At 27.7% G+C, this 22,025-nt stretch carries 19 protein-coding genes; 1 reads left to right on the top strand and 18 read right to left on the bottom strand.

Annotation, left to right across the window (positions count from 1 at the left end; translation table 4 throughout):
• From Q349_RS01935 to Q349_RS02015, 18 genes are all read right to left on the bottom strand, one after another.
• The gene (locus Q349_RS01935; RefSeq protein WP_036464506.1) at positions 1 to 2,016 is read right to left on the bottom strand and encodes an MSC_0620 family F1-like ATPase-associated subunit; all 2,016 of its coding nucleotides are present in this window, start codon (positions 2,014 to 2,016) and stop codon (positions 1 to 3) included.
• Positions 2,007 to 2,480, bottom strand: coding sequence for an MSC_0621 family F1-like ATPase epsilon subunit (locus Q349_RS01940; protein WP_036464509.1), 474 nt, complete (start codon positions 2,478 to 2,480; stop codon positions 2,007 to 2,009). The genes Q349_RS01935 and Q349_RS01940 overlap by 10 nt, the downstream gene beginning before the upstream one ends.
• Positions 2,461 to 3,354, bottom strand: a complete 894-nt coding sequence (locus tag Q349_RS01945; RefSeq protein WP_036464512.1) for an MSC_0622 family F1-like ATPase gamma subunit — start codon at positions 3,352 to 3,354, stop codon at positions 2,461 to 2,463. The genes Q349_RS01940 and Q349_RS01945 overlap by 20 nt, the downstream gene beginning before the upstream one ends.
• Positions 3,320 to 3,877, bottom strand: a complete 558-nt coding sequence (locus Q349_RS01950; RefSeq protein ID WP_036464515.1) for an MSC_0623 family F1-like ATPase-associated protein — start codon at positions 3,875 to 3,877, stop codon at positions 3,320 to 3,322. Before Q349_RS01950 ends, Q349_RS01945 begins: the two co-directional genes overlap by 35 nt.
• Positions 3,867 to 5,333, bottom strand: a complete 1,467-nt coding sequence (locus Q349_RS01955; RefSeq protein ID WP_036464518.1) for an MSC_0624 family F1-like ATPase-associated membrane protein — start codon at positions 5,331 to 5,333, stop codon at positions 3,867 to 3,869. The genes Q349_RS01950 and Q349_RS01955 overlap by 11 nt, the downstream gene beginning before the upstream one ends.
• Positions 5,326 to 8,748 (bottom strand): putative immunoglobulin-blocking virulence protein, encoded by a 3,423-nt coding sequence (locus tag Q349_RS01960; protein WP_036464521.1) that lies wholly within the window; start codon positions 8,746 to 8,748, stop codon positions 5,326 to 5,328. The genes Q349_RS01955 and Q349_RS01960 overlap by 8 nt, the downstream gene beginning before the upstream one ends.
• Before the next feature lie 10 nt (positions 8,749 to 8,758).
• On the bottom strand, positions 8,759 to 11,092 hold the full coding sequence (mip, locus tag Q349_RS01965; RefSeq protein WP_051616753.1) for an Ig-specific serine endopeptidase MIP: 2,334 nt from the start codon (positions 11,090 to 11,092) through the stop codon (positions 8,759 to 8,761).
• Positions 11,093 to 11,374: 282 nt separating this feature from the next.
• Positions 11,375 to 12,112: a CDP-diacylglycerol--glycerol-3-phosphate 3-phosphatidyltransferase gene (pgsA, locus tag Q349_RS03285; RefSeq protein WP_051616754.1), complete on the bottom strand. Its 738-nt coding sequence runs from the start codon at positions 12,110 to 12,112 to the stop codon at positions 11,375 to 11,377.
• Positions 12,099 to 12,722: an MHJ_0274 family protein gene (locus tag Q349_RS01975; protein WP_036464524.1), complete on the bottom strand. Its 624-nt coding sequence runs from the start codon at positions 12,720 to 12,722 to the stop codon at positions 12,099 to 12,101. Before Q349_RS01975 ends, pgsA begins: the two co-directional genes overlap by 14 nt.
• Before the next feature lie 24 nt (positions 12,723 to 12,746).
• Complete coding sequence (locus Q349_RS01980) at positions 12,747 to 13,067, bottom strand: hypothetical protein (protein WP_036464527.1); 321 nt, start codon at positions 13,065 to 13,067, stop codon at positions 12,747 to 12,749.
• An 8-nt stretch (positions 13,068 to 13,075) separates the two neighbouring features.
• On the bottom strand, positions 13,076 to 14,704 hold the full coding sequence (gene mgtE, locus Q349_RS01985) for a magnesium transporter (protein WP_084270841.1): 1,629 nt from the start codon (positions 14,702 to 14,704) through the stop codon (positions 13,076 to 13,078).
• 10 nt (positions 14,705 to 14,714) lie between these two features.
• Positions 14,715 to 15,296, bottom strand: coding sequence for a diadenylate cyclase (locus Q349_RS01990; protein ID WP_051616755.1), 582 nt, complete (start codon positions 15,294 to 15,296; stop codon positions 14,715 to 14,717).
• Complete coding sequence (locus Q349_RS01995; RefSeq protein WP_036464528.1) at positions 15,296 to 15,580, bottom strand: hypothetical protein; 285 nt, start codon at positions 15,578 to 15,580, stop codon at positions 15,296 to 15,298. The genes Q349_RS01990 and Q349_RS01995 overlap by 1 nt, the downstream gene beginning before the upstream one ends.
• Positions 15,581 to 15,753: 173 nt before the next feature.
• Positions 15,754 to 16,833: a CNNM domain-containing protein gene (locus tag Q349_RS02000; RefSeq protein WP_245601326.1), complete on the bottom strand. Its 1,080-nt coding sequence runs from the start codon at positions 16,831 to 16,833 to the stop codon at positions 15,754 to 15,756.
• A complete protein-coding gene (locus Q349_RS03460; protein ID WP_245601327.1) occupies positions 16,808 to 17,065 on the bottom strand; it encodes a CNNM domain-containing protein in 258 nt (85 codons plus the stop codon). The genes Q349_RS02000 and Q349_RS03460 overlap by 26 nt, the downstream gene beginning before the upstream one ends.
• Positions 17,066 to 17,082: 17 nt before the next feature.
• Positions 17,083 to 18,537 (bottom strand): DnaB-like helicase C-terminal domain-containing protein, encoded by a 1,455-nt coding sequence (locus Q349_RS02005; RefSeq protein WP_036464530.1) that lies wholly within the window; start codon positions 18,535 to 18,537, stop codon positions 17,083 to 17,085.
• Positions 18,524 to 18,982, bottom strand: coding sequence for a 50S ribosomal protein L9 (gene rplI, locus Q349_RS02010; RefSeq protein ID WP_036464532.1), 459 nt, complete (start codon positions 18,980 to 18,982; stop codon positions 18,524 to 18,526). Before rplI ends, Q349_RS02005 begins: the two co-directional genes overlap by 14 nt.
• Complete coding sequence (locus tag Q349_RS02015; protein WP_245601328.1) at positions 18,982 to 20,946, bottom strand: GGDEF domain-containing protein; 1,965 nt, start codon at positions 20,944 to 20,946, stop codon at positions 18,982 to 18,984. Before Q349_RS02015 ends, rplI begins: the two co-directional genes overlap by 1 nt.
• Positions 20,947 to 21,155: 209 nt before the next feature.
• Here Q349_RS02015 and Q349_RS02020 point away from each other — a divergent pair, with 209 nt between their 5' ends.
• Entirely contained in the window at positions 21,156 to 21,971 is an 816-nt protein-coding gene (locus Q349_RS02020; protein WP_036464535.1) for a PTS sugar transporter subunit IIAB, read from the top strand.
• The last annotated feature ends 54 nt before the right edge of the window (positions 21,972 to 22,025 follow it).

Here is a 22,025-nt window from a genome sequence, read left to right on the forward strand (position 1 = left end):
TTATCCTCCGAAAATTCCTAATAAGGTCATAATAATTCCAGCAACAAAAGTGCTTAATCCAACCAATGAAGCAAGAATTAACTTAATGTTTAATTTTAACAATCCTTTACGTTTAAATAACATTAGTACAAGTGTTAAAATAGCAAAGAATACGCTAATTAAAATAATAATAACACCTAAAACCAACAATAAATTTTTATGTCAATTCGAAGCTTCGTATGGTTCGTTTTTTAATTCAGCTATCCCTTTGCTAAAACGATCTTTAACTTGACTTTGAAGAGAAAAATCAATTTCTTGGTTAGTTGTAATTTCTCCTAAAGCTTTAAATTGTTTGTAAATTTTTTGATTAAGTTCAAGAATTTGTTTGTAATGCTCAATAACATTTACCCCGTTAAAAAGGCCAATCCCTTTTAAAGTGAGAATATCTTTGCGTAAAGTATTAATCCCTGATTCAAGTAAATTAAAATCGTGCTTAGAATTATCGAAATTTTTTCTAATGGTATCTTTTTGTGATTGAACATATTCTACATAACGCTTATAAAACTTTTCTCAACCACTTCCTAAGTAATTTCAATATGGATTTCCACTAATATTTGAATGGTTTAAAGAAGTTAAAAATAAAGTTTGTACTTTTTTAGTAAAAGAACTATTTTCATTATTTTTGTAAAGTTCATCAATTGATAATAAATTAGAACCATTAAAAGAATCTTTATTATCCTTAATTAATTGATTTAATAATTTATTAAAAGCATTGTTATCATCATTAACAATTTTAATGGCAACATTAATCAAATTAAATACTGTTCCACCTACATCTTTAGATCCTAAACTTTGAAGATTAATAGATGAATCTAACCCCATGGATTTATAAAATTTTAAATAGGTTTGTTCAATAATTTTATTAGATAATTGCATTCCAACAGCATAATTAACATCTGGATATTTAATAATTGAAGCATCATAAGTTGCACTTTGGTTTTCGTTGCTTTTATCTGAAATTAAAACTTTAGCTTTTTGACCATCATTACCAATAACATTGTAATTTATACGGGTATAAATTGGATTTCTAAACCAAAATAGATCATTTGCATTTTCAGAACTATTTTCTAAGTTAGTTTTATAAAAGTTGTATGAAACATAAGGACTTAAACGTTTAATGCTTTGTGGATTTAGCTCAATTTGAATTGGTTCTTCATTTGGTAAAATTGGCTCTACAGAAGGAGGTACAATTTCTTCTTCTGGTTTATTAAAAGTTTCATTTTGTTCTAAATCGTATTTTAAAATTCTTTGTCCAATTTTATCCTTAATATAATCTTTTCAATTATTATAATTTTCAGGCAATTTAAGTTTAAAACTAGGGTGTTCATTATCTAATTCTAATGAATCTTCTATAAACTTAGGTAAATCATCATTATTTACAAAAATATCTTCAATTGCTGAATTTAATCCATCAAAATATTCTTTAGTTGTTTTTTCTAAGTTTTCAAAATTAATTGAATTAACTTTATTATCTTTTTCTAATTTAATGTTATCTTTTTTTAGTAAATTAGAATAATCATATGGTTTGCTCGTTCCAATTGAAACTCCAGAAAAAACTCTATCTCCTACTTTTACTTCTCCTAATTTATATGTTTTTTGAGTACCTAAAATTTTAGGAAAAACGATTTCAAAACCGTATGAATATGGGTTTTGCACAATTTTTTCTTGATTGTCCTTTAAGTATCAAGCAACTTGTTGATAATAAAGGGCTTTAGCATAATTTTCTTTAATTGTTGAAGTGTCTTCGTCTTTAATTAAATTTTGAGCTTGTTCAAAAAGATCGTTAATAACTTTTTGGACATATTCTTTAATTGATTCTTTAATTAATGAATCTTGCTTAGACGCAAAGCTAGCAAAATCAGGATCATTGGTCTCTGGTTTAGGTGTTTCACCAGGTTCAGCCGATAATGCCACTAAAGTAGTTGGGGCAATACTTAAAGGAACAACTGTTGAAAGAATAATTTTTCTTATTTTCATAAGTTTTCTCCTTTATTTTGCTCAACTAAACCAAAATCAATTAGTAATTTAAGTTTATTATTTTCTTCTTCTAATTGTTGTAATTCGACTTGCTCTTGCAAGGAAACTCCTAATTCACTTGCTGCTTGGGCTTTTTTAATTTTCTTTTTTTGTTCTTTATATAACTTAGTTAGTTCTAATATTTGATCAGAACTTTCTGATTGATAATACATTTTCAATTGATCTTTATATGAAATTTCAATAGCATCATTAAAATAACGTAGAAAAACATTTTTTAAGACAAAATAATGTTCCTTATTATTTAAATCTAAAATTCTAAAAAAACATTGTTCATAACTGCCAATTGATCCTTTTTCAAAAGAAACTCAAAGATCTTGATTTTGTACATTAATCTCTAATTTATTGATATCTTTACTAATAACCTTATTATCTGAGGAAATAAAATTAACGGGTATTTTGCTCATATTCTCCTCCTTTTTGGTTATGTAGTAAGTCTTTTTTATTACTTAAAATTGACATTTGTTCAATTTCAAGTTCACGTTTTTCACGCATAATTTGCCGCTTTAAATCACTTTGTTTTTTTTCTAAATCATTAATTTTTTGATTTTGTGCAACCAATTTGTATTTTTCACTAATGATAATTGATTCACTAAGTAAAGTAAGTGTAACAAAAGTTAAATATGAATGAATTTGACTGTTGATAAACAAATTAACATTAGGGTAAACTTTTAATTTATTAAATTGAATATCTTCAGGAATAAAGTTGGTAGTTAAATCTAACTTTAAGTTAAATGAATCAAGTGGCAATACTGGAACAGCGTCCATTTTAACCTTTGATGAATTAAGAACAAAATTAACATTACAATATTGATTAAGTTCCAAAAATGATTTGATAAATTTAGGCAATACTTGCGCTAAAGTTTCAACATCATTTTCTTGAGCCGTAAAAACAATTTTAAAATTATTCTTTTTAGCAAAATCATTGGCTCTTTTTCCGATTGCAACAATTGCATCTCTAGATATATTAAAATATCTTAACATTGATTTTTCTTGCTTAAAATATGGGTTAGTCTGATATTTTTCTTCTTCAGTAATGTAAATTCAAAGGGTTGGATATTTATCCTTGTATTTACTGGTTTTTAAAAATGGATGGTTTAAATCATATTGGTTCATGATTTGGTCAATAAGATATTTTGATTGCATAGTATGGTTAGAATAAAGAATGTTTTGTTTTGATAATCGTAAAATATTAATTAAAGTAACATTCTTTTCAGTTTCAACTATAGTTGCAATTTTATTTAAACTACTGAATTTGTTCTGTAACTTTTTTAAATTCATCGCCTAAAAAATCCGGTGAAAAGACTAATTTGATATTTGATTGACCATAATCATAAAATAAAATTAAACCAGGAAGAATCTCAAGAGGATTTTTTAATTTAAGCACAATGTTATCAATCAATGAATTAATAACATCAAAATATTCATTTCTTTCTTCTAAAAATTCAGAAGTAAAAGCAACACTAGAAACATTATTAGGAGCTTCTAAATAAGTTATATTTGGAATTAAATTCACAAGCGAAAAACGAAAATCACGAGTAAAAATTATTTTAAAGGAATCAAAAATAACTGTTTTTTTACTTGATACAGCATCTTGAAGTGAAGTTCATATTTTTTGAAAGCGCTCAATTTTTTCTGAATAATTTAAAATCAATTTAGCTTGATTAATAAAAGTTGAATTTGACACTAGATTAGATTGCTTAGCTAAGTTAAAATATGGTTCAAATACTTTCTCTTGGTAAGCAATCATGTGTTCATCAAAAAGTAATTGTTGTTTAGAATTTTGTTTTAATTTAATTTTCATAATGACCTTCTTTGATATTTGAGTTTTGTGATTTTCTAATTTCTAAAGTTACAACACTAAGTGAAATTGCTAATTTAATAGCATTGTAAAGTAATATAGAAACATTAACCAAGAGTATAAGTAGCAATGCAAAATCAGAAATTTTAAGAGGCACAGGAATTACATTAAGAGCGTAATTACTTGGTTTTTGCGATAATAAAATGACATTTAAATTATCTGTAACTATAATAAAAATAATTGAAAGCATAATCACTAAAAATTGCAAACGATGAATTGTAGCGATGTCATTATTGTATTTTTTATAATTAAAGAATATTACAATTCAGCTAATAATAGTTACTAAATAATTAACGCTTCTCATGAGTAAATCATCTCAAACTGACTCAAAAACAAGCAACAATGAGGATGAAAGAATAAAATAAATAGTGGTTAAACTTATTAAATTAGGAATAATAACAGATCTTGTTTTTCTATAATTGCTAGTAAATACTATTCCAAAAATAAGGGCAAAGTTAATTACAAAATAAATAATAAAAGGATAGAATAAAAGTTTTTGCTTTTCAATAATTCCTTGTTCATATTTATTAATAAAGAAGTAAGAAAAATATCAAATAACAAGAGCCGAAATAACTGAAAAACTAAAAAAAGTTAAATTTTTAACAAAAACTTTAATTCTAGTTTCTTTAAAATTACCGAACCAAAAATTAAAGTGAAATAAAATAAATAAAACAGCAAAGGCAATAGCAACAAGTAATGAATATAAAACAGAAAGCGATTCTCCACTGAAAAATGTATTTTGAATAGTTTTAACAAAATCATTTTCATAGAATAAATTATTTTTATTTAAGAAAACGATTTTTCCGCTTGAATCTAGACTAGTTACAAAGAAAAATAACGCTAAAATCCCTATACCCAACGTGATTAATTTGCTAATTTGCGCAACAATAAAAAAGACAAAACTTTTTTTACTAATAGGGCTTGACTTAAATTTTAAAACTTCATAATAAGTTTCGTAAGCAAAATTAATTATTCATATTAATATTAGGAAAACTGACTTTAAAACAAGATGTAAATAATTATCGAATTCTTTTCAAAAAATGAGAAGCAATCCACTTAAAACTCCAAAGAGTAAATAAATAATAAATCAAGGGAAATAATATTTTAGCTTTTGAATATTATTATCTAAATATCGATAGTTATATCAATAAAAAGCAAAACTAGCAAAAACAAAAATACTAGAATGCATTAATGTGCTAAAACTTTCTGCTTTTGCAGTAACGCTAGTAGCATCAAAAAGATCTTGATAGTTTAAAAATTGAGGGATAATAAATAAATAAATAAGTGCGCTAATAAAAGAAAAAAGTAAAATAATTTTTTTATAAAAAGATTTGTTTGTTAAATCAATTCGCTTAAATGAAGCTATTGGATTTTGAAAAAATAAGGATAAACTAGTCAAATTTTACTCCTGACCCACTTGATGTGTTGTAATCTTCTGGTTTTACTTGAATTGTTGCTCCATTTAATTGACCATAAGCTTGGCTGCTTCGAATTACTCTTGCAACCGCTTCATTATCAACATAAATAGTTCTTAAAAAGTTTTTACTTGCTTGGAATAATCCATATAATTCTTGGTTTCAATCTTGACCAAAATCTGACACATTACCTTTAATGTAATATGTATTAATATCAACAAGTTTTCCTGTTGTTGTTTTAAAGTCCATTTGAGCTTTTTCAGGACCTGCAACTATTAATGCTTTTCATTGTTGTTTATTTAGGTTTTTAAGATCAACTTCAAATACTCTATCCCCTAGCTTTGCATTTAATGTTAGTAGCTTAAATACTCTTCCATAAAGAGGGAATCCTTCAAGGCTTTTTACATTAGATACAAGAGAAAAATCTAAATTGGTAGGTCATGAACCATCACCAAATGCCCCTTGATATAGTCTAAATTGTTTTTTAGTATCAAATACCAATTTAAATCCTTTTTGAATATCTGTTTTACTTGAGCTTGAGCTAAATTTAAGAGTATTAAAGATAATTGAACCCGGAATTTCTTCGGTTCTATCATAACCTGAATTATTATTTACATAATCAAAGCTATAATGTTTTACGCCACCAAAAGAAAGAGGATCCATTGCTCATTTATCACTAAGAGGGTTTAAGCTTGTACTAATTGATAATTCATCAATAATTTTATCTTTAAGTCCAATAAGAGATGTTGCATCATAATCTTGAAGATAAAGAGATAATAACTCTATATGTGCGGGTAATTTTTTTAGAAGATTTGTAAAATCAGCCGAAAATGAACCCTTACCAATATTTTTGATGGTAATTCCATTTATTTTTTCTCCTCCAGAAATCATTTTGTTAATAACTTGAAGGAATTTATCATAACCTCTTTTATTAGATGCATCAAGAGTTATTATGTTCATCTGGGTTTTATTTTGTTCTTTAGCAAATTTATTATCATCTGAAGGATAATATGAGCTTACGGTAATTCCATCATAAGCACTTGCTCCATATTTTTCATATTGGCTTGTGGTATTAAATTTATTTCAACCGTAATATTCATCATTTCTAAGTTGATATGGTGTTCTTTGTTCTGCTCTTGAAGAAGACAAAACACGGTTTTCATTTTGTTTAATCATATGTTGAACAACATAATTATCTTTAATATTAACATATGTAAATCTATAACCACCAATTTCTGAAGGCCAAACTCCAAAAGCAGGAACCATTCCTTCCTCATAATTAGATTGTTTTTGAGATTCTGCCATACGAAGAGTCGAAAGGAAAATCTGTTTTTTATCAGGATTCTCAGCCATATATTTAATAAGATCTTCAGCAAGTGATTCATTTAATTTTAGTGGTGTACCATTAATATCGACTTGCAGCTCATAAATATCTTTAAAATTCTTAACAAACTTTTGAATATGCTCTTGAGTTAGATTTTGAGGTAAATTACTTAATAAATTTGATAAATTAGATAAAGCAGCATCAACAACTCCTCTAATTTTACTTGATACACCTTTAGATGAAGAAGGTTGAGGATCTGGTTTTAATAAAGCAAAATCTAAATTAGCGTTTTCATTCGGAGAAACATCTCTTCCTTTTGCAGCAATAGCTTGACTAACTTGTGTTTCGATATCTTCTGTAGGATCCTCTACCGGTTTACTTTGAGGATGTGTCTCTGGCTCTGGTGCCGGGGTTATATTTACTTCCGGTTCTGGTTCTATAGTAGGCTTAGGTTGTTCTACAACTTTTTTCACAACATTAAAAGTATTATCTTCACCAACTTTTACTGTTTTTGATTTTTCCGAATCTTGCAATTGATATTCTCTAGCATATGTAGATTTTGCAAATTGTTCTTCTACATTAATTTGTTGGTTTGATTCTGTAATTACCCTAATTGTATCTATAAGTTGGTTTCCATTCATAAACTTTAATGTTGTAGTAACTTTTTTGATTATTGGTTCAATAAAAATTTCATATTGATTACCTTGTTCTACAAGTTTATTAGCATCTTCTTGATTAATAAATTTATATCCTTCAGGCAATAATGTTTCAATTTTTACCGGTTGATATTTCTCTTTATAATCAATTGCATCTGTTTTGATGATTTTATTACCATCATTTCGATCTTTAAAGGTAACAGTTGTTTTAATTTTTTCAATTGGAATGATATTTTCTTTATCTAATTGAATTTGATTTTGATTAAAATCATATTCTTTTGCAAAACGGTAACCAGAAGGAATATTACTTTGAATAGGTACAACTTGATCATCAAATGTAACAATAGGCCCCACTTTAAATTCCTTATTATTCTCAGAATCTTTGAAAATCAAGGTTGTTTCGTGTTTTACCTGATCTTTTGCTATTTCAAAACTATATTCTTGGTTAACTTTAAGTTTAGTACCTTTTTCAGGATCTAAAATATGATAACCTTTAGGAACAAAGGAATTAGCATCGATAGTATCAGTTATTTTTTTAGACTTAACAACTTTTGTTTCGTGAACTTTGCCATTTAAGTTATACTTAATTGTTGTAACAATTTCACTAACCTGAATATTATTAGTTTCACCAATTTTAACTTGAGGAGTCCCAATAAGAATGTAACCTTCTGGAATTCTTTCTTCAAGTGAAATTTTTTGATCATCAAATGTTTTAACAGTTAAAGTTTTGACTGTTTTTTTATCTTTAGTAACAAAATTAATAGTTGTTGAAAATTCTTTAATAATTTTTTCAACTTCAAAAACATTTCTTTGACCTAAATTAACAACTGGTTTTTCATCACTATTTTTTAAACGGTATCCTTGTGGTAAATTACTCTCAACTTTAATAACATCTCTTTTTGAAGTTGAAACAATAATTTTAGTTCATTCTGGTTTTTCCTTTTTATCTAAAGTAAAAACTAAAGTTGTTTCTAAATGAACAGGTTTTTCTTTAACATAAATTTTGTTTAAACCTTCTTCTAATTTAAATGCACCCGGATTTTTACCTTCATCACTACCTGCAAGAATATAATCCTCTGGCAATTGTGGTGTTAAATTAAATTTATCAAGCTCTTCTTTATCTACTTGAAGAGTAACTTTTTTAATACTTTTGTTGTCAAAAATATCAATAAAATCCAAAACAACTTCAACAAATTGTTTTTCAATTTCTCTTTGAACATCAATATTTGATAATTCTTTTTCATTAAGGTCTTTTGCAATAATTGGATTGATTCCACGCTCATAATTTAAAGTTTCTTGACCTGCATTAGAATCTTTATTTGCTAAATAAGCTGAAGATCCAACAACTGCACCAAAAAGAACAGTCGAACCAATTGTTGATGTTAAGATAATTAACTTTTTCTTTTTAGCTTTAATCATTATCCCGCTCCTAATTTTTAAATTTATATTCTTCTGGAATTACATTAGTTCCTTTTTGGAATAAATTAGTTTTATAGTTATCACCGTAAAGTTTTTGTAAAGCTTGACGATATGAAGTTCTTTGGTTTTTTCCTCCACCATAAATTAAGTCATATTGTTCAAGATTATATTTACCATAGAATCCATGATAGTCAATTCCTTCACTTCTAAAAGCGGCAATGAGCGAAACATTTGAAAAACCTTGAGATGTTCCAGCAAAGAAATTTATACCATATATATTATTATCAATATCACGAACAGATGATCCTGATGAGCCTCCAAGAGGTTCTCATGATGCAAGTGAATAACCTAAACCATATAATAGATAGTGATCACCTTTATATTCGGCATCCTTTTCCTTAATGCCATCAACAACAAATCCCTCTTTCTTTTCTGGCTTAATTATTGGGTTAACAATTAAAATATCCGAAATACCTTTTTTATCAGCAAAACTTCTAAATGTTACTGCATTTGTTAATCCATTTCCAAGCTCACTTGGGAAATTTTCTCTATTAGGTTTGTTTGTTCATAAACTAGCATTAGCTTGTATTGCATATCTATATTTATATTGATCTTCTGGGCTTAATTGATTATCGGTAGTAGCAAGTGGATATCCAACAGCTAAAAAATCTCAATTAAGTTTTGAACGAATTTTTTCATCATCACCAAGTAAAATTTGTGAATCTTGAGTAAATTTTTCTTTTGGAATAATTGTATCCTTAAGGTTTTTGTAGTCTTTATAAAGAGATTTAGTTGCAAATTTAATTTGTTTATCTTTTTGATTTGCATAATTTGAAGTAGCTATTTGAGCAATATCTTCAGGTGTGATTGCTCGTGATCCGCTTCTTTCTATGATTTCTTTAACTTCTTGGATTTTTCCTTCGCTTGTAAAAGTTGTATATTCACTTAATTTGCTAAAATCAACTTCAATTACTGCAAAATCAGCCATTTCTTCGTAGTCTTTATAAGGACTATTAGGTTCTAAATAATCTTTAGGATGACTATTTAGAAAATTAGTTCCAGCATAAACAATCTTCATTTGATCAGGTTTAAAAAGAAAACTTTCAAAATAACTATTTTGTTCATTAACAGATAATTCTTTATGTAACTTAGCATTATCATTTAAGTGCACAAGAGAAATACTTGAAGTAATTCCTTTATTCGTTTCTAAAAGTTTGTCTTCTTGTATCTTATATTTTGCTCATTCTTTAAATTCATTAATATCACGTCTAGGAATACTTTTTGTCTGCTCATATATTTTTTCAGATTCATTTTTTAATCATTGATTTGCTTCTTGTTTGCTTGTTTTTGATTTTTCATTATATGTTTTTTGGGTTTCTAAGCTATTTTTTCATTTTTCTTTAGCTTCTTGAGCAAAACCTTCTACCTTATCAAGATATGCTTTTTCTCATTTTTTTCTTTGATCCGAAACTTCTTTAAGCTCACGAGCTTGCTTTTCGCCATCTTTTATATTTTGGTAAACACTTTGGTCACCTTGAGATTTTATAAGCGCTTCTGCAACATGGACATTAGTAGCAATATATCATTTTAAGGGGTACTTTTGTCCTTCTTCAAGTTTGTAATCCAAAATTCAAGCCGTTCCATAATGATTTAAATAATCATTATCTTCTGAACCTACCTTTTTGCGTTCGTTAGTAAAAATAATTGAATATGTTTGTAAAGCCGCATCTTTATATAGTGAATTAGATAAGTATCTTGCTTTACCACGATTACCCGGTGTTGAGTTTCAGTGACCACTTCTTGTCGAATTTCCAATTGGATTAACTACCAAACCTTTTCCATTGTAATATGAAAAATTTTGATAGTAAGCATCGGTAAAAGTAGGTTGTAGTTCTTCTTTAGCTTTTTTATTGTAATCTTGAAGATTAATATCCGAAGGAATTTTTAAATCTAATCCATTACTTTCTAGGTGTTCTTTTAAAGCTTTGGAATATGCTTCAGCATCAAAATAATATTTTTGTTCTGTATTAGCATTTTTATATTCTGGCGTATCTGCATTATCAGGTTTTCCTGGAATTCTTGCATAATTGTTGCTTTGATTTCCATTTGGGTTCATATTTGGAAGATTGGCACTATCATCCTCTACTGTTCCACCTTTATTAATAATATCTTGAATATCACTATTATCAGTATTAGAACTAGATTCTGGATTTTTATTTTCTGGTTTTGAATTTAATTCTGTGCTATTTGTACTATTTTTATTACTTGTATTACATGCCACTGATAAAGGCACAATCGCCAAAAGCGAATTAACTAATAAAAACTTTTTTCATTGCTTTTTCATAAAATATCCCCTGCTTTTTTAATTTAATAGAATTGTTTTTATATATTTGTATATACTTAAAAAAATATTTAAAATATATAAGCTTTTTTGGTTATATAAATAATATTCTTTTTTTTTTTTTTGCAAAAAATTTTAAAAAAATTTGCGTAAATACTATATTTTCTCATAAAAATTAAAAAATAAAAGAAAAAAGAAGAAAAATTTTAGAATGATTAAAAAATATTTTTTTGTCTTAATTTTAGTATTAAAAGTGAATAAAAAAAGTAAAGATTTGATAAGTCTTTACTTTAGAAAATAAAGTTTTATTTTCAATAAATATTGAATTCCTGAAATATAACTAATAATAACTCCTCCTAAAAGAGTCAAAAAGTTAATGATGCTAATTGCTAAAAAGAAGTTAATTTGACTAAAGTTTGATGAAAATACTGATAAATTACTTACAAACTCAAGATATTTTGTATAGCTAAAAAAAGAAAACTCAGGAATAGCTCCTAAAAAATTGGCATCATTTAAATTCTCTTTAATTATACCTACATTAATTCCTTGATAAATGCTTGCTAAAAGTAAAGCAAATAAAATAATGATTGAAATATAAAAAGTTTTAATTTTAGCTAATTTAGAAGCTTGAATTTCAATATTATTTTTACTCATAATAACACGTGATCCATCAACCACTAAATCACGAATAACAATTAAAATAACTAAAGCTGGATTAAACATATTAATTATAAGAAGATAAATTAAAGCAACAATAGTTATCATTTTATCTGCAAGTGGATCTCAAAGCTTACCAAAGCTTGAAACAACATTTCATTTTCTTGCTAAATAACCATCTACAAAATCAGTAATCATAGCTGCACTAAAGATAATTAAAAGAAAAATGGTGTATCCAAATTTATAAAAATATATCCTTAATTCACTAAATAAATCAAAACCAAATGGAAGAATAAAAATAACACTTAAAAAAGCCAAACAAATTCTAACAAAAGTTAAAAGATTGGGAATTTTATGCTTTGGCATTTTCTCTCTCCCTTTTGCTAATTGATTTTTGAATTTCAAAATCATAAATTTGTTTGATGTTTTCTTGGTCACTTTTTACTTTACTATGATCCAAAAGTGTTTGGTGATATTCTTGATATTTTTTTTCAAAATAATTAAGACTATCTAAAATTTTCTTATCTCAACTATTTGGTTTAATTTCTTTTAAATTATTTAAATGTTTTAAAAAATCCATGTGTTGTTCTTTATTTGCCATGATAAAACGCTTAAAACGATCACGTTCAAGTAAGTCATTAATTAAATAACTTGCTGCATGGTTAATATCTGACATTTTAACTTTTCCTACACTAACTTGAAAATCTTGTAATTCTCTTTTATTAAGCTGAATAATTTCATTAATTTCTACAGTGATTTCATTTGCATATTGTTTTGATTCAATTGTAAATTGTTGAATTTCGGCTTTGGTTTTTTTAACCTTAATTTTATCGCGAATATATGAATAAAGAATAAAACCTAAAAGCCCCAATACTACAACACCAAGGAGCACAAACATAATAATAGTACCGGAATTATTAGTAAATGAGCTGGCACTAGAATTAGAGGAGCTGGTGTTTGTTTCAAAATAATTCATAATTTTCTCCTGTTTTTATTTTATTTATTTAGTAATTTGTATTTTTCATTTATCGGGTTTTTGCTCGGTAAATTGTTCAATAATTTTATCTAACTCACCTTCAGATAAAGTTTTAGTTTGAATAGTAGCATGCAAAAATGCACTATACGCACGATAGTTAAATGATGGTTTGGGGGTAAATTTTTGATAAACTACTCTTCCGCCATTAGAAAGAGGTTCGTTAAATTCTACTTCAGTATCTTTAACTAAATCTTTTAATTGTTTATTTAATTCTTTTAATTCTTTTTTAGCTTCTACAATTTGTTCAGCTAAAAGCTTAACTTGATCAATATTTGCTACATTCATAAAGGTCCTTAAAATGCTTGTGATATAGAGTGAAAAAGATGATTTGGGGTATCTTTAATGTTGGTTATAAAGTTAAATAATTCTTTGCTTGATTCAATTGTATTAGCTGGTGCTGCAGCGGCAATTTCTTTAGTTGGAATTGCTCCTAGTTTAACCCCTAAATATAGCATTCCAATATTAATTCCAAAGAAAATCAAAGTTGATAAAGCATCCGAAAGTGTTGTTAAAATTGGCGCAGACATAACCGCTGGATCTTTTTTAAATCTAATTGCCATAATTGGAATAATAGTTCCTAAAAACTTAGCAAAAATAACAACAAATCAAAGTGATATTGATGAACCTAAAATAACAAAAGTTAACGATCATCATGAAGGTTGGTTTAAATCATCAGCATTTCCGTCATTATCCATTGAAAAAAGGGCAAAATAAATATAAAGTCTAATAATGTTAAAGACAAACATAATAATACCGACAATAAAGGCTACTTTAAATTCTTTTCAAACCGCTTTTCATGTATCTTTAAATTCGATTTCACCAAGTGCCGCAGCACGAGTAATAGTTGTGGAACTTTGAGAACCAGCATTTCCTGCAGAACCAGAGATTACCGGAATAAGACCAACAATAATGGCTGTAGGCATTGTAATTAAAAGAGTTTGAGTTAGAAAGTCTTCACTAATTTCGGTAAATTTTTGAATAACTAATTGGCTTAAGGTTGCTGAAAGCATTAAAATAAGTAGTCAAAAAATACGGGATTTAACGATCTTTCATACCGTTGTTTTAAAATAATCTTCTTCAGCGGCATCTGGGTTAATCCCGGACATTTTATAAATATCTTCAGTGGCTGCTTCTTGAATAACATCAATTACATCATCAGAAGTAATCATCCCAATAAGAAAATTTTCACGATTAATAACCGGTAAAGTAGAACGATCTTGGTCGGCAAAAATAAGTGATGCCGCTTCTTTAGAATCAGATGTATAAACTGGTTTAACCGGTTCGTAAATATCATCAATTAAAGTATCTTCATCAGAAAAGACAATCTCTTCTAACGTAACTGAACCAAGTAATTTTCCTGCCTCATCAATAACATAGATATTGTGTGATAATTCCATGTTATTACGGTAGTCCTTTCTAATTTTAGCAAGGGCTTTTTTAGCAGTAAAAGTATTAATAATAGTAGAAATATCAACACTCATGATACTTCCAACTTGCTCTTTTTCGTAAGATAAAATGGAATTAATTTTATCTCTTTTACTTGGATCGGTGTTGTTTAGAATTTTTCTAGTTAAATTAGCCGGAGTTTCTTCTAAAACATCAGCTAATTCATCAGTTTGTAACTCTTGAAGAATTTTCATCCCTGATTCTTCAGCTGTTAAGCTTTCAACTAATTGTTTTTGGGTTTGTTCATCAAGATATGAAAATAAATCGGCAGCTTCTTGAGTTTTAAGCATTCTCAAAATATAGAGTTGATAAGCTGGTTCAAGATTTTCTACTGCATAAGCAATATCAGGCATTGGATATTCTTCAACAAAATCACGTAAATCTTGAATTTTTTTGGACCCTACAAAAGTAATTAATTCTTGTTCTAAGAATTTAATTGAACCAATTTCATATTCATTGTGAATATCGTCACGCATATTACCTCCTTTAATCTTTTAAGTATTTGATCAATTCTTCTTTAAAGTTTTCTAATTTAACATTTTGAATGTTTGAGCCTTTAATAATTTTAACCGAACCACTTTCTTCAGAAACTACAATGGTTGTTGCATCAGATTGCTCAGAAATTCCCAAAGCAGCACGGTGACGAGAACCTAACATATTATCGAGGCTTTTTTTGGTAATTTTATAAAAAGTAGAAGCATAATATATTTTATTATCACGAATAATAACAGCCCCATCATGCAAAGGACTTTCTTTATTAAAGATAGAAATTAAAAGCCCAGAAGTAATGTTGGCATTTAAAATAACTCCATCAGTTCTTAAATTATCTAAATTATCGTTGTTTTCAATTGTAATTAAGGCACCTATTTTGTGTTTAGAAAGATATTCCACAGCATCATTAATTTGATAAATAAGTCGGTGTTGCGAAGATTTTCCTAGTGATGTATATTTGTTTTTAATAATTTTAGAAGCAATAAATTCTTTAATATTTGGTAAAACAATAAAATAAAAAATCCCCACTAAAAAGGCAAAACTTAAAATACTAAAAATTAAAATCGCAATAATCATTATGAACCAATAAAATATGCACCAAGAATTAAAGCAATAATGAAAATAATGGTTAAGATAATGTAAAAAATATTAAGATAAAGTAGTTTTTTTTCTTTTTGTTTGTTATTTTGAATTTCTTCTGGGGTTAATTCTGGCTTGATTTTATGATCACTATCATAAGTTGCTTCAATGATTCTTTGAATCTCTAATTTTCGCAAATTCACAAGATACTCAGGGTCACGATCTTCCTGTTTTTCTTTTTTGTGCAGTTTTTCAGAGTTTAATAAATCTTTAAGTGGCATAAAAACTCCTTTAAAATATTTATATTTTAATTTTATTTTAAATTAACAAAAAGTTAAGTAAATAATATATTTAGAATTTTTAAAGTATACTAAATTTAGTGCTAAATTAGTTAAAACCATTAACAAACAAAGAAAATTACCTAAAAAGAAAAACTATCGCTAGCGATAGTTTTTTATAATTTATTAATTTCAATTAAAGCTATTTCTTTTGGTTTTGTTGGTTGTTTAAAAACCTTAAAACTGTATTTTTCATCTAAGACAAACTGGGTTTTTTTATAAAGTTTCTTATCTTTTGTTTTTCAAAGTAAATATTCCTCAACGGTCATTTCTTCTTCTTGCTCACTTAATAGGTTTAATGGAATATCTAATTGCTTGAATGCATCATAAATATAAACATTAGACTTTACACGAGCTTCTTCAAGGGAAATTTCATAAATTTCTTCAAAATCATCATGTTCATCGTAAATTTCACCAACAATTTCTTCGATGATATCTTCAATAGTAATAATACCTTTAACTTGTGTTGAATTATTATTCTCCACAACAAAAGCCATTTGAGCTTTTGCTTTACGCATTTTTTCTAAAGCTGATGATAACAGCGAATTTTCCGATACAAGTGGAACGGATTTAGTATAGTTAATGATTTTGCCACGCTTTAAGAAGAAAATATCTTTTAAAATGACTATCCCAATTAAATTACCATCTTTCATCACCGGAATTCGACCGTATTTGGTTTCTTTAAAAATCTCTTGTGCTTTGGCAATGTTATCACGATAATCAAGATATGAAACATCTTTAAGTCGTACATAATGTTTTTGAACTTTAGTAGAATCAAGATCTAAAGCATTTTTGACCAATAAGCTCTCACCAGTTTGCAGCACCCCTTCATTTTGGGCTAAATTAATCATAGTTTTGAGCTCTTCTTCGGTATTAGTTACTAAAACTTTCTTTCCGAATTTACTTACTGGAAGTGTTAATAAATATAAAATTCAGTACATAAATTCAATAAAAGGACTAAAAATTTGTAAATATTTATCAGCATATGATTTAGCTAGTAACTTTGGAAGAATCTCACCAAAAATAACAAGTAAAGGCGTAACTATGCTAATGGAAACAATTGTAACAACACCTTCAGAGTGAATAATTTGAGTTAATAAAAGTGAAGTTAATACCGATGAAGCAACATTAACTAAATTATTACCAATTAAAATAGTGCTTAAAATTTGATTAAATCTCTTTTTTTTGCTTATCAATTAATTTAGCATTAGTCATTTTATTTTCAACCATATCATTAACTTTAGCTGGCGAAATGGTTGAATAAGCCGTTTCAGAACCACTGAAAATTGCACTTAAAATAAATAAAAAGATTAGCACAACAAGCAAAATAACTTGAATGTATCAAGTTAGTCCTTGCTCATTGTTTATTTTAGTAATTTGTTCACTTGTATCAAGTGCTCATTTAGACAGACTCGGATCTGTACTCATGATTGTTTTTCTCCTTATTAATTTTCTTTACGATATTCTTTAAAAAGAACATATTGACCTTCATATTGAATCCCTTGAATGCCCGGTTCTCCCATTCTATTTTTAGCAATAGATAAAACTGTATTATACTGATTTTCTCTAGTATTATCCTTGTTTCGACTTAAAAAGATAACAATATCAGCATCTTGCTCAATTTGCCCAGAATCACGAAGATCTTGTAATTGAGGCAATTTATCTTCACGGTGTTCCACATTACGAGAAAGCTGTGAAAGTGCTAAAATTGGAATTTTTAGCTCTAAAGCTAAGGTTTTAAGAGTACGGGAAATAGTTGCTACTTCATTTTGTCTATTTCCGGCAAAACGCTTAGATTGAATTAACTGTAAATAATCGACAATAACTAAGTCTAATTGACCATTGAGATCATTATAATGTTTACGAATCTTAAAAGCAATTTCATCAATATCACCACTAGGTTTGTCATCAAAATAAACACCTAAATTACTAAATTGGACATTCGTCACTTTAAGCGCATTAAATTCGTCATTAGTTAAATATTTTCCGACTTGAATCTTTTGTAATTCTACCCGTGCATTTGAAGCAAAGAATCTAGATGTTAGTTCATGATTAGACATCTCCAGTGAGATAAAAGCAACGTTTTTAGGGCGACTATGACCTGAATTAGGGCGAAAACTACTAAAGGCAATATTTCGTGCTATATTAAGCGCTAGCGCGGTTTTTCCTACTCCAGGACGAGCAGCAAGAATAATTAATTGACCTGGTTTAAAACCATGTACACGATTATCAATTCCATCAAAGCCAGTCATTAAATAGTTGGTTTCCATGCGTCCGCTTTTAATGTCGCTAACTTTTTGAATTAATTCATTAGAAGTATCTGATAATTTGACAAAAATAGAATCATCAATAGCGTTTTGTGAATTATCATCTAAAAAATTTTGCAATTCATAAAAAGCATTGCTTCATAATTGGCTTTCGTTTGTTAAAGCTTGGTTGTTAAAATGCTTAATTTGATGCTTATAAAAAGCCTCCAAATAGCGCATTTTAGTTAGATTCATTAAACGATCTAAATTCCCTAAAAAATGGCTAGTGTTAGAAGATACAAGCGCAATTTCCGCAATAAAAGCATCATCAATATCATTAAAAAGACCAGAATTTCTGATTTCATCACTTTGAATGCTATTTTCTAGCTCAACGATACCAAAATGAGCAAAAGTGCTTCCGTTTAACTCTTTAAGTTTTTTAATGAGCAAAAATAATTGTCGATTCTGAATGTTAAAAAAATTATATTCTTGCACATATTGAATTGCTTGTTCTTGGTTTTCTGAATAACTGATCATTGTACTAAGAATTTGACGTTCCAAATCTCGATCATAAAAAACTGTATCGGCACTAATTTGTGGCGTTAGTAATTGAATATAATTTTCTCGATTAGATATTCGCCTATCTTTGAACATGCAATTTTACCTCAAGTCTAATTGTTGCTTGAATGTCTTTGTATAAAGTTGCAATAACTTCGTGTTTTCCTTCTGAAACAAAATGAATTTTTTCAAGTGCATGCTTTGGAAGGTTAAATCCCATTTTTTTAAGTGATTCATGTACTTCTTTAGTTGAAATACTTTTATGAATATGAAGATTACCATGCTTATCAATAGCCCCTTCTAAGGTGTAGTGCAAGGTAACCTCTTCAAGTTGACTTTTAAGATGAATAAAATGAGTTCTTTTTTCGTGCTCATTAGCTTGTAATTCTAAGAGTTTTTTATCAAGCTGTTTAGCAGTTTTTTCATTATATGGAAGCGCTAATCCTTGCTTAATTAAAAAGTTAGTTGCGTATCCGCTAGCTACTTCAATAATAGTATTGGCTTTTCCATCTTTACAATCTTTTAATAAAATGACTTTCATTATTTCTCTCCTGTCGCGACAATCGCATGTTTAATGTTATCTACAAATACTTCTAGTGGCTCAGTTGAAACTGCTGCAGCTACACCAAAGTGTCCACCGCCTCCAATGGATTCGCAAATAATTTGGACATTAGTGTTATTACCACGAGCACTAACTTTATAAGTATTTGGATTTTTAGCGTCTTTTAATTTTGCAACTACAAATGAAGCAAGACGTCCCTTGATTTTTAAAACTTCATTGGCAGCAATAGAAATGGTATCATTAGAAGCTTCTACATCTGAATATGTTAGGAAAAATCCTGGTTTTACTTCTGTTAAGTTGCTAAGTAATTTAGCAATGGTTTCTTTGGTTTTTTCGTCAATTTTTAATAATTCTCCTGCAATTTCACCTCGCGCACCTTTACTTTCTAAAAATCCTGCTGCTTCAAAAGTACGAGACGAAATTGATTTTGAAAATTGGTTTGTATCTAAGTAAATTCCATTGAGTAAAAGTTGGGCTGCAACTCTGGAAATTTCTTTTCCTGTCTGGATAAATGCTAAAATTTCAGTGACAATTTCACTTGCTGAGGAAGCAGATGTCTCAATGTAAATATTACTTCGTGGACAATAATCAATCTCTTTATAAATACGGTGATGATCAATAATAAAGACGTTATTACGGTTTGAATTAATCAATGCATCAGGGTTATCCGTACGCATAATATCTGAATTATCAACAAAAACAACCAGTGTATTTCCATCTGTAATTTTAGTTAAATATTGCATATTTTTAATACTATATGCATCCTTTAATTCTTTTTTATCTAAATAAGAATCACTAAAAATGTTAATAGCAGTATTATCAAATGTATTATTACCTATATAAACTTCTTTTCCATAATGTTTAGCTAATTCATAAATCCCAAAAGAAGCTCCTATTGCATCTAAATCAGCTAATGAATGTCCATAAATAATAACTTTATTAATTTCATTGCTTTCGAGTTTTTGCTGCAATTCAAGAGCAATATTTTTAACTTTGGTACGATTAGTGTCAGGAATAATTTCACTATTTGAACCATAATATAATGGTGTGCTACTATTTGAAAAAATAGCAATTTGATCTCCGCCTCTACTTTGAGCTTGTAGTAGGGCTTTTTTAGCTTGTTCTAATTGCTCATTTAAGGAACTTCACCCGGTTGCAAAACCAACTGAAACTGAAAGTTTATTGATAACTCCTCCAATTGTAGCGGCTTTTTGGTTTAAATTTACAAAAAGGTCAAATTTTTGTTCTTTAAGACTATCTAATACTTTTTGATTAGTAATAATGATAAATTTTCCATTAGTATACTGACGATAAATTAAATTATATTTACGCACATATTCTTCAATGGTATCAATAATAATTTTGTTAATTCTAAAAAAATGTTCTTCAGATAAAATTGATTGATAAAGTTGATAGTTATCAATTTCAATTTCTCCAATAACAGTTTTTTGCTCATCAGCTTCTGTTTTAAATAAGTATTCAGTAGAAATATCCCGTATAACAACAGTATTGCTAGCTTGTCAAAATTGAGCTTCAAAGACGCTATTTTCATCATGAAACTCGATTTTGCTTTGATTTAGATCAATTTTATGATTAGTACTTCCTGGAAAATGAAATTTATGAAAAAATTCCCCAATGTCTCAATTAATAAAATCACCCTTAAACTTGGTTTTTATAAAAGTACTACTTCAAATGATTTTTTGTGAAGCATCATAAATAATGATACCAATATTATTGTTGGCCATAATTTCTTCAACAAAAACATTAAAAGAATTTTTCGCTAACTCTCTTGATGCAATAAAACTAGTAACAATTTTGTATAACATGAAAATTTCTACAACTAAAATAACAACAATAGCAAAAGTCAAGCCTATAACTACTAAAAAATTATTGGCTTGTTTTATCAAAGGAATCAGTAATAAAATGACAAAAATAAGAAACATAACCATTAAACTACTTAAATACCAAATTTTTCGTTTATTTGTCAAGATTACCTCCATCCAATTTGTTTTAATTATATAAAATTTTATTTATTTTTGTGCTATGTGGTAAAATTTCGCTTTTTTTGATTTTTTTACTATCTTTAGTATCTTAAATGGTAAAAAATTTATATAATATTTTTAATTATAAATATATATTAAAGTGAGGTTATATGTCACAAAATATTTCACAAAAAGTTAAAGATATTGTCTCAGCTTTTGGTGGTGTTTACAACATTATTGCATACAATAACTGTGTGTCGCGTTTAAGATATGACGTTAAAAATTTAGCATTTGTTAACGTTGAAAAACTTAAAGAATTAGGTGCTCTTGACGTAATTATTTTTGATGGACAAAAACACGTTCAAGCAATTTTTGGATTAGAAGCTGAAGAACTTAATAAAGAAATTAAAGCAAGTATTTCAAAACTTAAAGAAGATCCAGAACAACTTGCTCTTTGCGAAGTAAACGAACAAGGATGTAATGTTGAAGTAGCAAGTGAAAATGCATTTGATAAATCAGCTTTAAATCAAGTTAAATTAATTGCACCTATTACTGGTGAAATTGTTGATCTTAAAGACTTAAATAATGAAATTATTGCTCAAGGATTAGCTGGAAAAGGATTTGCCATTAAAGTTAACGAAAAACAAAAAATGACTTTACTTGCTCCTTTTACAGGAACAGTTACATTAATGCCTGCAAGCAGACACCAACTTATTTTAAAACACCCAAATGGTCTTGAAGTTTTAATGTTATTTGGTCTTGATTCATATAAGTTAAATGGAATCGGACTTAATTCAAAAGTACAAGTAAATAAAACTATCTCTCAAGGTTCAGATTTAATGGAAATTGAATTTGATCGTTTAGCAAATGATAAATTAGATTCTCACATCGTCTTTATTGTTACTAATGATTCAGAACTTAAAAAGATTCAAATTAATTCAAAAAATGTAAAAACCGGTGAAGAATTCGCCTTAATTAGTAAATAAAAAACTCGCTTTTTAAAGTGAGTTTTTCTTATTTTTCTAGATTAATAAAATCGC

This window comes from Mycoplasmopsis sturni DSM 22021 (assembly GCF_000701485.1).
Classification (GTDB): domain Bacteria; phylum Bacillota_I; class Bacilli_A; order Mycoplasmatales; family Metamycoplasmataceae; genus Mycoplasmopsis; species Mycoplasmopsis sturni.